This window comes from Halalkalibacter kiskunsagensis, from assembly GCF_037027555.1.
Taxonomy (GTDB): Bacteria; Bacillota; Bacilli; order Bacillales; family Bacillaceae_D; genus Halalkalibacter; species Halalkalibacter kiskunsagensis.
Genome location: NZ_JAXBLX010000055.1, coordinates 17,505 through 29,606 on the forward strand (window position 1 = coordinate 17,505; position 12,102 = coordinate 29,606).

Here is a 12,102-nt window from a genome sequence, read left to right on the forward strand (position 1 = left end):
CCTCCTTAAACTTTGCCTTTTTGAATGTAAGGCTTGTTCATAATAAACAGTTTAAATACTAAATAGAGCGATGGAATAAGTAGCAATAGCCCTAAGACAAACACTGTAATAAGTGCATAAGCCATCGTCTCGTTTGTGAAGCCATCATAAATCGTTAAATGCGGATACAACAAATAAGGATAGCGGGAGATCCCGTAACTATAAAATGCTAAGGCGAACTGCAAGACAACGAATATAAATGATTTTCCATATTGTCCTTTTTTCAACAGCCACAAACTTATTAGAAAGCATAAAAACGATAGGGCGAATACCCACCAAAGTGATAGCAACCCATCATAGTGAGAAGGGTTATGCCACTTCATCTCAATAATAATTCCAAGTGCTGTCACAATCGTTGGAAAGCTCCAAATCCATGTGTATCTTCGAAATAATTTTAGTGCCTTCATATCTTTGGCAACAGAAGAATAATAGGCTAAGAAGCTTGCTGAAATAAATAAGACACTTACGAGACTTAATAACACAATGGACCAAGCAAATGGACTTGTAAATAAAGCAACATAATCTAGTTCAATACTTCCTGTTGCTGTCTCACGAATAAATCCTCCTTGAGACACAATTAAAGCGGTAGACAGGGAGGCCGGGATCAACACCCCAGTTACACCGTACATTAGTGTATAGCCAACATGCCCCTTCGTCCCATACGTACCAAAAGCATAATAGCTTCCCCGTAGTGCTAGTAAGATGATAGAAATACTAATCGGAATTAATAGTACCGTCCCAAAATAGTAAGCAGTACTAGGAAAAAAGCCAATCATCCCGACAAAAAAGAATACTAAGAACACATTCGTAATTTCCCAGACAGGAGACAAATAACGCTGAATGACTGAGTTTACAATATGATGTTTTCCAGTCACGATCGTTGAAGCATTAAAAAAACCAGCTCCAAAATCAATCGACGCAACAATGACATAGCCAAACAGGAATAACCATAAGACCGATATTCCTAGAAACTCAATCGTCATTTCGCAACACTCCTTTGTTCATTCGACAGTTCCTCTAGTTCACGCTCGACTGGATTATTTTTAAACATGCGCGTTAGTACTACCGCCGTTCCAATCAGTAAAATGATATACAACACAGCAAAAGTAATGAACATCACTCCGACATAAGGCGAGTCCGTGGCTCCTTCAGCTGTTGTCATGAATCCTCGCATAATCCAAGGTTGACGTCCTACTTCTGTAAACCACCATCCAGCTTCAATTGCAACCATTGCTAATGGCCCCGAGAGGACAAGCAAGAAACGAAACGCTCGTGTTCTTATAAATTGCCAGTTACGTGAAAGTGCAATCCAGTAAAGCAAAGATAGCACAGTAAGCCCAATTCCAATTGAAACCATGATATCAAAGAAGTAATGAATCTCATACGGCGGGTGAAGTTCTTCAGGAATATCATTTAACCCTGTCACAACACCGAATGGGTTGCTGTGTACAAGAAAGCTAAGTGCGTAAGGGATCTTGATCGCATACTTCACTTCATTTGTTTCAGTTAACACACCATAAAGAACAAGTGGTGCTTCTCCTTCAGTTTCAAAATGCCATTCTGCTGCAGCTAGTTTTTCAGGCTGATATTCTGCTAGATACTTCCCTGATAAATCACCAACAAGGGCAGTCGCTATTGAAAAAATGAGCGCGACCTTCATCGTTAGCGCAAGTGCCTTACGATGATATTCGTGGCGATTCCCTTTCATTAAATGAAAAGCAGCAATCGATGCAAGAATGAAGGCTGTTGTCATATAGGCCGAACTTAACACATGCGCCACTTTCGTCGGCATGGCCGGGTTAAACATCGCAACAAGTGGCTGAATATTCGTTAATTGTCCATCAATTAGTGAAAAGCCTTGCGGTGCATTCATAAAGGCATTTACTGATGTAATAAACAAGGCGGACATTGCTGACCCTAAGACAACGGGAGCAAGTAAATAAAAATGAGTCTTCGGGTTTTTAAACCGATCCCACGTATACAAATAGATTCCAAGGAAAATCGCTTCAAAGAAAAACGCGAAAGTTTCCATAAATAACGGCAACGCGACGAGCTGACCTGCAAATTCCATAAATCTAGGCCAGAGTAGAGCTAATTGCAAGGCAATGGCTGTACCTGTTACGACCCCAACAGCCACACTTATGACATATCCACGTGCCCAGCGCTTCGCAAGCAAAAGATAATGCTCATCATTTCTTTTTAATCCAAGCCAGTGGGCAATGGTGATTAATATTGGAACACCGACACCAACTGTAGCAAAAATGACATGCACAGATAACGTCAACATCGTTAAATAGCGACTAAACTCAACTGATTCCATCTTTCTCCTCCTCTTCATTTGTTTCTTTTGGAGATATAAATATTGTATATGCGAAATGTATGTGAATTACATCACAAATTAAACAATTTTGTTACAGAAGAGTGAGAATTTGATGGCATAATCTATTCTATTGAAGGAGAGTGACAAAAGGCACTTACATTAGCTAGCCCCTGAGAACTAGTTGTTCGTTACTAATAAAAAAAAGTGAAAAGTCTTATCGATCACTCGATAAGACTTTTCACTTCTAAACATTCACAGGGGCGCTAATTTCGCTATTTCGATATTTCGGTAACCATTCCCCATGCGCTTCAATTAACTCGTCACACATAGCAATGATATCATCCATCGAGAGCTCAGAATTGGTGTGCGGATCCAAAAGCGCCGCTTGGTAAATATGTTCTTTCTTAAGAGTTGTAGCCGCTTCAATTGTTAATAACTGTGTATTAATATTTGTACGATTTAACGCTGCTAATTGTTCCGGTAAATCCCCGACATAACAAGGAATAATCCCACTTCTATCAGCAACGCACGGTACTTCAACACAAGCATTTTCCGGTAAATTTGAAATTAATCGACCTGTATTCAGGACATTTCCACCGAATTTAAATGGGATGTTCGTTTCCATTGCTTCTATTATATAAGATCCATATTCATGGGATCTTTCATGCGTTAGTTGAGTGTTGTTCACCATTTCTTCTCGCATACTTTCCCATCTTTCTATTTGGTCGACGCAACGGCGTGGATACTCATCTAATGGGATGTTGAAACGTTCGATCAACTCAGGGTACCGATCTTTTATGAAATACGGGTGATACTCAGCATTATGCTCCGATGACTCTGTTACGTAATACCCAAATTTGTCCATCAGTTCGAAACGTACCATATCATCATGTTTTGTTTTCTGTTTTTCTTTTGCTCGCTTTTTAATTTCAGGGTACAAATCTTTCCCATCTTTTTTCACTTCTAACAGCCAAGCCATATGGTTAATCCCAGCAATCTTCTCTTCAACCCCTGTTGGGTCCATGTCGAGCGATTTAAATAAGTGATCTGTACATACTTGAACGCTGTGACACAATCCAACCGTCTTCACATTTGTATGACGAAGCATCGCACCTGTGAGCGTTGCCATTGGATTGGTGTAATTTAAAAACCATGCATCTGGACATACTTCTTCCATGTCTTTAGCAAAATCAAGCATTACAGGAATCGTACGTAAGCTTCGAAAAAGTCCGCCGATGCCGATTGTATCAGCAATCGTTTGGCGCAATCCATACTTTTTAGGGATTTCAAAGTCAATCACCGTACTTGGCTCATAGCCACCAATTTGAACGGCATTTATGACATATTTAGCTCCTCGCAACGCTTCTTTTCTATTTAAATACGCTTTCACTTTGATCGTTTGATTATATTTACTAGCTAAGTTTAGTAACATTTGCTCTGAATCTTTTAATCTAGTTTCATCAATATCATGAAGGGCAAACTCAAATCCATTTAATGCAGGTACAAACATACAATCTCCTAAAACGTTTTTTGCAAATACAGTACTTCCGGCCCCGATAAAAGTAATTTTTGACATGTGATGTCCTCCTAATTAAGTATATTAATGTAGTTTATTACTAGCACTGAAAACTATCCTTTTACTGAACCCGATGATAGACCAGCAATAAAATATTTTTGTAACAACAGGAATAAGACAATCATAGGTAACGATGACATTAATGCTGCTGCTGCTACTAAGTTCATATTGTTTTGGTTTTCACCAAAGAAACTAGCTAACGTTACAGTAAGTGTATGCACACTTTTATCTTGCAGGAAGAAAATGGCAAATTGATAATCATTCCATATAAATACACACGAAATAATTAAAACGGTAGCTGTCACTGGCTTTAATAGTGGAAATACAATTCTAAAGAATGTAACTAGTGTACTAGCACCATCTATTTTTGCTGCCTCTTCTAATTCTTTTGGTATCGTCGATCGTATGAAACCTGCATATAAAAAGATTGTCAATGGTAAAAAGGCAGCAACGTTATTAAAAATGGCTATTTCATGTGTATTGATCATCCCCATTTTTACAACTAATTGATATAAAGGGACCAACGCAGTTAAAGGCGGAATAACCATAATTCCAATGAAGATGTAGTATACAAATTTATTTAACCTATTCTGAACTCGAGCTAATGGGTAGGCCGCCATCGAACCAACGAAAATCAGTAAGATAGCTGCACCAAATGTAATGATAGTGGTATTTAAAAAAGCATTCGTTAAATTCGCACGCTCCCAAGCTCTTACGAAATTCTCCAATGTAAAATAATCAGGAAATAGCCATCTTGAACTAAAATCATTACTCACTTTTAGCGCGGTTGTGCTCAAAATATAAAATGGAATGATGTGAAAAATAGTTATACAAAGAGCAATAGCTGTCAATAATGCTTTTTTACCTTTACTCATTCTGTCCATTACGCTTCGACCTCCTTACGTTTGAAGTAAATCAGGGCCATCAAGCTAATAATGAGAATGATTGTTGCCATTAAAACCCCTTGTGTTGCTGCATATCCTGCATCCTGTCTTCTGAAATAGAGTGAATACATAAAGGTAGACATTGATTGCGAGGCATTTCCAGGCCCTCCACCGGTTAGTGAGATAATTACATCAAACAGCTTCAAGCCACCGATTACATTCAAAACAACGTTAATCGTTATAGCTGGCATTAATAGAGGCAGGGTAATATTTTTAAACTGCTCAAAAGCCGATGCACCATCGATCGTAGCTGCTTCATAAAAATCTTTAGATATACTTTGTAAGCCAGCTAAATAAATAATCATAGCTATTCCAACAAACTGATACGTATTAACGAACACAATAATCCATGGATTAAAATCAGCATTTCCTAATGCGTTGATTCGATCAAACCCTAAGAACATTAGTAAATCATTTAATGCTCCCCCTTCATAGGCGAAGAAAAAGTACCAAATATACCCCATAATTAATGGACTAATAATAACGGGTAAATACACAATCGTTCGAGTAAGTGCCTTCATTTTAATGCTTTGATTTAGCAATAATGCATACATTAAACCAATTACTGTTTGAAATACTGTACTACCAATACCGTAAAGTAACGTATTTTTTACAACAAGCCATGTTGTAGGATCTGAAAACATTCTTTTATATTGTTCTAAACCAACCCAATTATATTGTTGAGAGAAACCATTCCAGTCTGTAAAGGTAATTTTTATGCCGTTTAAAAATGGATAGATAATAAACAAACTTACGAAACATAAGGCCGGAATGTACATCCACATAAGAGAGGATTGTTTCTTTTTTTTGATTTTCTTCCTTTTTTGTTGAACAGTAACTTTTTCAGCCGTTACAGTTTGACTCATACTCTCAACTCCTTTTTAACTTCCTACCTACCTCACAATTCCCCTAGAGATGCCTTCCTATGAATCGAGGAGCAGATATTGATACCCTGCCCCTCATATATACCACTTTTAAAGTCAGACTTATTGAGATCGTAAGCGGAGATATTCTGACTCCATTTCTTCCGATACTTGTTCTGGTGTTTTTAAATCCGAAAGTAATTCCTGACCTGTGGTTGCGTACACATCCCACATCCCGCTTGGTAAGTAAACACGATCAAAGTAAGGTTGAATTTGAACATGAGCCCACTCATCGTAAAATTCAGTGTAGTAGTTTTCAGCCTCGACATTTGTTATTCCTGCTGGCAACGAAGTCGCTTCTGCTAATTTTTTCGCATTTTCTGGTTGAGCAATAAATTCAATAAATTGCTTTGCTTCATCTAGATTCTCTGAATCTTTGAAAGCTGCAAACGTATTACGCTCTCCACCGATCCAGCTTTGTTCAGCCCCTTCCCAAAATGCAGGTACTGGAATCGTTCCAACTTGAATATCTGGATTTAACTCCGTTACAGCTGGGCCAAAGGCTCCACCTGCAAACACAAACGCAACTTTATTTTGAGCCATTAACTCAATTCGTTGAGCTTCACTAGCAGTCAATACATCTTTATTGATTAATCCCCTATCTTGCAAATCCTTTAAAAATTCAGGAAGCGGGGTATAGTTAGACCAATCAAATGACCCGTCAAGCAGTGCCTCTTCGTAGTTATGCTCATCAGCTGTTACTAGCAGTGGAGTAGATAACTGATCAAGAACTTGTGCAATCGTATATTGGTTGCTACCTGGAATCCAAAGTGGTGTTACCTCTCCGCCACTTTTTTCCTTGACAGTTTCCATTGCATCGATCCATTCATCGACCGTTGTTGGAAGTTCGATCCCGTATTCATCTAACAAAGGTGCATTATACATGATTCCGTCTTTTGCTTGGTTAATTGGGTAAGCATAAATTTTCCCATCTTCATCTTTCAAAATCGGCTCCATCGCAGGATCAAAATGTTCGACCCACTCCATGTCACTTAGATCAGCTACATACTCACCGTAACGATTGATTGCCCAACCATGAGTATCGAATAAATCAGGAAGATCATTAGATGCCATTCTTACACGTAGTTGATCTTCATAACCGGTTCCAGGAAAGTTTACATCTATAGAGATTCCAGTTTCTTCTTCAAATGCAGCTGCCAATCCCTCAATAGCGTCTTTTTCAGCATCCTCTGACACTCCAGAATAAAGAGTTAATGCATTACTCGAATTAGAAGACCCCGTCGTTGATTCGCCTCCACAAGCCGCTAGTACCATCAAACTCATTACAACACACGTTAAAGTACCGAATATTTTTTTCATATTATCCCCCTAGTATGTTTTTCAGCTTTGTTTAAAGTTCAACTGTAATAACTACTTTTTGTTCACCTCCAACGTTTAATAAAGCGTTTACATTTAAGATTTTTATTTTACTAAATTTATTTTATTTCTTAAGTAAAATAATAACCTAATAATAGTAACTTTTCAATTATTATTTTGAATTTTTTTATTTCAACTAAAAAAAGCCTCTATGATAAGAGACCCCTCTGCAATTCACTTATGTTCTAGGCAACTTTCTCGCTCAATTAATTTTGTGGGGATGACGGTTTTGACAGGAATTTCTCTTCCTTCAAGCCTATCGACTAGAAGCTTCACAGAAATTCTTCCCATTTCCTCTGTATAAACTTTAACTGTCGTTAAGGCTGGTTGAGTAAACTTCGCCATCTCAACATCATTAAAACTAACTATGCTCATTTCATTTGGTATTTTAATTCCTAATTCATGTGACGCTCTGATCGCCCCAATCGCCATAGCGTCACTCGCTATAAAAAAGGCACTTGGCAGCGAGCTCTTTCCACCAGCTTTCATCATCGAGCTATAGCCATCACTAATAAGAAATTGATCCGATATATACACATTGTCTTGATTATACTTTCCCTTTTCTTTCATTATTTTTTCATACGCTTTATGACGCTGATCTTGTATCACCGATCCATCTTGCGCCTTTTCTTTTCCACCAATAAAACCAATATTACTATGCCCTAACGAAAAAAGATGTTCTAACGCTTCTCGAGTAGCTTCTTCGTAATCTATCACAACCGTATCATACGAATTATTCTCAGGAACGTAATTAACAAACGCGATATTATTCGTAACCTTTTGACTCAACATCTCCAGGTCATCTTTGCTCACTCGACCAACAACAATAACCCCATCGAGATTATTCATCTGGATACCACTTATCCCACCTGAGATATGACTAATTTTTTTTACTAATAATCCTTTATTGATACATTCACTTTCTATCCCTTTACGTATAGATAAAAAATACGTATCTTCCCATTCGTATTCGGGGGAACAAAACATAACAATCCCTATTTCCGTTCCATTAACTCTAGCATTCGACTTCCCTTCTGCATAACGCTTTCTTACCGGTACATAGTTTAGCCGCTGAGCGATTTCCATAATACGCTCTCTTGTTTCATTCGCAACCGAAAGACTTTTATCGTTATTTATTACTCTAGAAACTGTTGCTGTTGAGACGTTAGCTAAATCAGCAATCTCTTTTATCGTAGCCACAAACAGTACCTCCTCATCTCATACTAAGTAAAAAGTTAGTTAATTTTTTACTAAAACATTTAGTTAATGTTTTAATTATAGCACGATGCTCTTTGTTTAATCAATGAATAAACTTTTCGAATCCATTCTGTATTGTTGCGTTCTTTATTTATATAGAAAAAAGCAATTGTTTACACTCTCTATAAGAGAGGTTATAAACAATTGCTTTATTAGTTTTACTCTATTCCAGCTGCTCTATAAAGAGTAGCATATGCCTGAGCTGATTTTTCTAGGAGTAGCTCGGTCGATTCTGGCAGCACTTGCTGTGTTAGAACTTCTTGCGATACTGGTCCTACATAGCCAATTTCCTTTAATGCCTGCAAGAAGCCAACTAAATCAATTACTCCCTCACCTGGATAAAGGCGATCATTGTCTAACACTTCCTCAATCGGTACTGCTTTTGCATCGTTTATATGGACATGAACAATTTGATTTACATCCAATTTCGTAAGATCCTTATAGTTTACTCCCGTTGTATAACAATGATAGGCATCTACTAACAAACCAACGTTTTTTTCACCAATTGCATCAATGAAATCAAGTGTCTGTTCCATTGTCCATATAAAGGGATTTTCCCACATAGTTCGGAGATGATGTGGTCCAACAAATTCTAGTCCTAATTTAATTCCATAACTCCCCAATATTTGCGCGCACGTTCTCAATCGGCGAGTTGCCAAAGCCATAAATTGTGCTGCATTATAATCTGTTGAAGGAAGAATATACGTTGTACAAGAATTACACCCTAACGCAGAAGCAGCTTCAGCATCTAGTACAAGTTGTTTTATTCCTTTTATAAATTCCTCTTCCGATTTACGCCACTCCACAGACAAACCGAACGTTGCTATTTGAACGTTATGGTCTTGAAAAAATTGTTTAGCACGTTCAAGCCCAATAGAAGATATCATTTCTATTAATGAGCTTCCATCAATATCGATTGCTTCAAATTTATACTTAGAAGTGAGTTGAACAAAATTCATAAGATCCCCAACGTCTCCAAGTCCAGCTTTAGACAATCCTTTAAGCATAAAGTTCTCCTCCTTCTAGTCCCAATTTAATACGACTTCTCTTCCCGTTCGTGAAGACTCATAGATTGCACTTAAAATTAAGTTATTCGTATACCCTGTTAAAGCCGTGCTAATTGGTTCTTTTCCTTCACGAATGCACTCAATAAAGTGTCGACTTAGTCTCGTGCGTTCTCCTTCATCATTCGCTAATGGTTCCAACTCAACATCGATTGATCTATCAAATATCTCCGTTAAGAATTTCCCTTTATTGCCACGAATCGATGCTCCTCCTTCTGAACCTAATAAGTGAATGAACGGTTGATTGTCTGTATCCATATGAACCGCCCAACTAACATCTAATGACAAGGAACTGCCGTCTTCCATTTTGATAAGCGCTGTTGCAATATCTTCAACATCATAAGTTCCATCCCAGTTTGGTGTTCCCCATGTACCGATCCCTTTTTTCTTCGGCCCGAATTCAGCATAGGTCGATCCAAAGACTGACACTGGCTTTGGATTGCCCATCAAATACAAGGAAAGGTCAAGTAAATGGACACCTATATCAATAAGTGGACCGCCCCCAGATTCTGCTTTTTGTGTAAACCACGTTCCCCATCCAGGGATGCCTTTGCGACGAAACCACCCTGCTTTTGCATGATAAATATTTCCTAGCTCGCCTCTTTCTACTTGGTCTTTTACTTGCATCGCTAAGGACTCCCACCGCATTTGGTGTGGAATCATAACCAATTTGCCTGTTTCTCTTTGAGCGGTGAGAATTTCCTTGGCATCGCTTTCATTTATTGCCATGGGCTTTTCCAATAGTACATGTTTCCCTGCTTTTAACGCTTGTATAGCAAGAGGAGCATGGTATTTATTTGGAACAGCAACGATAATCGCATCTAACTCGTCGTCATGAATCAAGTCTTCTGCACTTACATGAATAGTTTGTATTTGATATTCCTTTGCTCTTTCTTCTGCTAGTGGTAAGTAAGCATCCGTAATTGCTTTTATTCTGACATCATCACTTAGTTTGCTAAATACTTCTAAATGAACATTTCCGATATTCCCTGCACCAATAACTCCTATACGAATCTTTGAAATAGTCATATATACCCTCCATTATTTTGGAATGAAATACTTGATTATTTGTATGATAGAATAAATAATAGCAAAAGTCGTGTCAGTTTTTCCTAAATTCATCTCATATTTTATAAGGGGTATATTGCTATGACATCGTTACCAAGGCACTTAACTGAATTTCCTTCTATTGATTCACATTTTCCCTTTCATATGTCCATCAATCGTTTAACTGACGGATATCCTGCTCATCGACATGATTTCTTTGAATTTTCTTTAGTCATTGAAGGCTCCGGCAAGGAAATGATTAATGATGACGTTCACATTATGCAACCTGGGACATTTACTTTGGTTATGCCTTATCAAATTCATGAAATTATCAGTTCCTCAAACGATCCAATACGATTAGTTAATTGCAATTTTGGGATGGAATTATTTACACGCTCCAGTCAATTTCAAGGAATGAATACATTGCTTTTTGAAGTAGATGAAGAATGGCCAGCATTTTTCCAATATGAAGATGACCAATACAATCAGGTGAAATCGTTGATTGAGGACATGTTCCTTGAATATAACCATGCTAATATGTGGAGAAAAGAACTTATTACTGCGAAATTAATAGAGGTGCTGATTACGTTTGATCGGTCGAGGCGCAAACAGATAACTGATCATAAAAAGGTCCAAATGAAGAAGCCTGAAAAAACCTTAATTTGGGACATCATCCAATTTATTCATTCGAATTACCGTGAAACCTTATCATTGCCAATCATATCGGAGCACTTTAATTTAAGTATTTCTTCCGTAAGTACTCTATTTAAACATCATATTGGGCAAAACTTTGTTGAATTGTTACATGATATACGAATTCGACATGCCTGTAGTTTGTTAGTTTCTACTGACTTAAACGTGACTGAAGTTGCACTTGAATCTGGATTTGGTTCTTACAAAACGTTTTCTAGAGTGTTTCGAGAACATAAAAAAATTTCACCTGCTCAGTATCGTAAGAATTACACGGAGAACTCCTCTCGCAAAAAAGAAAATGGTTTATAAATTTAAAGATGAATGAATTACAATATACAAATATAAATAAAAATGACAGTTCAAAACTCGAGGGCACTGAAAAACAGACAAGGTATTTTTAGTACTCCTTTAAGACAGCCAAGAAATTTATTAGTAATTTCAGAATTGTCTAGCCTTCTAGAATCACGGTCGCTTTAAAAGAAGTTAACGGCCTTTCCCCGGTTGGATACCGAGAAAAGGCCGCAACTACTATATTCTATTTCATTGTTCATTCTTCAAAGATGTGTAAGCTCCCTTACCGTTCATATTTCTTAAACACTATGTTAAATAGTATTAGTTGCTGCTGGTATTGCTAGCCGTACTTTGGTTTCCAGAGGAGACTCTTCCACCCTTTTGTCCAATCTCTTCAAAGTGCTCCCTATCGTATTTTCTAGCTGTTTCTTCTCCGCCTTTTCTTCCAGCTTCCTCACGACTCATCGTTCCGTTAGAGTTGCTGCTGTTGTTGTTGCTGTTATTACTAGTCGTATTCTGATTTCCGGAAGAACTTCTTCCACCCTTTTGTCCAATCTCTTCAAAGTGCTCT

General features: G+C 37.7%; 10 protein-coding genes and 1 pseudogene. 1 reads left to right on the forward strand and 10 read right to left on the reverse strand.

Features of this window, described 5'->3' with window-relative positions:
• Window positions 1-5 precede the first annotated feature (5 nt).
• From SLH51_RS21470 to SLH51_RS21510, 9 genes are all read right to left on the reverse strand, one after another.
• On the reverse strand, window positions 6-1,022 hold the full coding sequence (locus tag SLH51_RS21470) for a cytochrome d ubiquinol oxidase subunit II (RefSeq protein WP_335963574.1): 1,017 nt from the start codon (window positions 1,020-1,022) through the stop codon (window positions 6-8).
• Entirely contained in the window at window positions 1,019-2,359 is a 1,341-nt protein-coding gene (locus tag SLH51_RS21475; RefSeq protein ID WP_335963575.1) for a cytochrome ubiquinol oxidase subunit I, read from the reverse strand. The genes SLH51_RS21470 and SLH51_RS21475 overlap by 4 nt, the downstream gene beginning before the upstream one ends.
• A gap of 244 nt (window positions 2,360-2,603) precedes the next feature.
• A complete protein-coding gene (gene melA / locus SLH51_RS21480; protein WP_335963576.1) occupies window positions 2,604-3,935 on the reverse strand; it encodes an alpha-glucosidase/alpha-galactosidase in 1,332 nt (443 codons plus the stop codon).
• A 53-nt stretch (window positions 3,936-3,988) separates the two neighbouring features.
• Window positions 3,989-4,819: a carbohydrate ABC transporter permease gene (locus SLH51_RS21485; protein ID WP_335963577.1), complete on the reverse strand. Its 831-nt coding sequence runs from the start codon at window positions 4,817-4,819 to the stop codon at window positions 3,989-3,991.
• Window positions 4,819-5,664 (reverse strand): carbohydrate ABC transporter permease, encoded by an 846-nt coding sequence (locus SLH51_RS21490; protein WP_390183761.1) that lies wholly within the window; start codon window positions 5,662-5,664, stop codon window positions 4,819-4,821. The genes SLH51_RS21485 and SLH51_RS21490 overlap by 1 nt, the downstream gene beginning before the upstream one ends.
• Window positions 5,665-5,865: 201 nt before the next feature.
• Entirely contained in the window at window positions 5,866-7,122 is a 1,257-nt protein-coding gene (locus SLH51_RS21495; protein ID WP_335963579.1) for an ABC transporter substrate-binding protein, read from the reverse strand.
• Window positions 7,123-7,353: 231 nt separating this feature from the next.
• Window positions 7,354-8,379 (reverse strand): LacI family DNA-binding transcriptional regulator, encoded by a 1,026-nt coding sequence (locus SLH51_RS21500; RefSeq protein WP_335963580.1) that lies wholly within the window; start codon window positions 8,377-8,379, stop codon window positions 7,354-7,356.
• Between the two features lie 215 nt (window positions 8,380-8,594).
• On the reverse strand, window positions 8,595-9,443 hold the full coding sequence (locus SLH51_RS21505; RefSeq protein ID WP_335963581.1) for a sugar phosphate isomerase/epimerase family protein: 849 nt from the start codon (window positions 9,441-9,443) through the stop codon (window positions 8,595-8,597).
• Window positions 9,444-9,458: 15 nt separating this feature from the next.
• Window positions 9,459-10,529 (reverse strand): Gfo/Idh/MocA family protein, encoded by a 1,071-nt coding sequence (locus tag SLH51_RS21510; RefSeq protein WP_335963583.1) that lies wholly within the window; start codon window positions 10,527-10,529, stop codon window positions 9,459-9,461.
• Window positions 10,530-10,649: 120 nt separating this feature from the next.
• Here SLH51_RS21510 and SLH51_RS21515 point away from each other — a divergent pair, with 120 nt between their 5' ends.
• Window positions 10,650-11,549, forward strand: a complete 900-nt coding sequence (locus SLH51_RS21515) for an AraC family transcriptional regulator (protein WP_335963585.1) — start codon at window positions 10,650-10,652, stop codon at window positions 11,547-11,549.
• 303 nt (window positions 11,550-11,852) lie between these two features.
• Here the strand turns inward: SLH51_RS21515 and SLH51_RS21520 are convergent.
• Window positions 11,853-12,102, reverse strand: a pseudogene (locus tag SLH51_RS21520) (hypothetical protein); the annotation flags it as partial.

What these genes read in the sequence shown, in the direction of transcription:
- SLH51_RS21485 (WP_335963577.1), bottom strand. Translation starts at nt 4,819, where the DNA reads ATGGACAGAATGAGTAAAGGTAAAAAAGCATTATTGACAGCTATTGCT.
- melA (WP_335963576.1), bottom strand. Translation starts at nt 3,935, where the DNA reads ATGTCAAAAATTACTTTTATCGGGGCCGGAAGTACTGTATTTGCAAAA.
- SLH51_RS21475 (WP_335963575.1), bottom strand. Translation starts at nt 2,359, where the DNA reads ATGGAATCAGTTGAGTTTAGTCGCTATTTAACGATGTTGACGTTATCT.
- SLH51_RS21510 (WP_335963583.1), bottom strand. Translation starts at nt 10,529, where the DNA reads ATGACTATTTCAAAGATTCGTATAGGAGTTATTGGTGCAGGGAATATC.
- SLH51_RS21515 (WP_335963585.1), top strand. Translation starts at nt 10,650, where the DNA reads ATGACATCGTTACCAAGGCACTTAACTGAATTTCCTTCTATTGATTCA.
- SLH51_RS21490 (WP_390183761.1), bottom strand. Translation starts at nt 5,664, where the DNA reads ATGTGGATGTACATTCCGGCCTTATGTTTCGTAAGTTTGTTTATTATC.
- SLH51_RS21470 (WP_335963574.1), bottom strand. Translation starts at nt 1,022, where the DNA reads ATGACGATTGAGTTTCTAGGAATATCGGTCTTATGGTTATTCCTGTTT.
- SLH51_RS21505 (WP_335963581.1), bottom strand. Translation starts at nt 9,443, where the DNA reads ATGCTTAAAGGATTGTCTAAAGCTGGACTTGGAGACGTTGGGGATCTT.
- SLH51_RS21495 (WP_335963579.1), bottom strand. Translation starts at nt 7,122, where the DNA reads ATGAAAAAAATATTCGGTACTTTAACGTGTGTTGTAATGAGTTTGATG.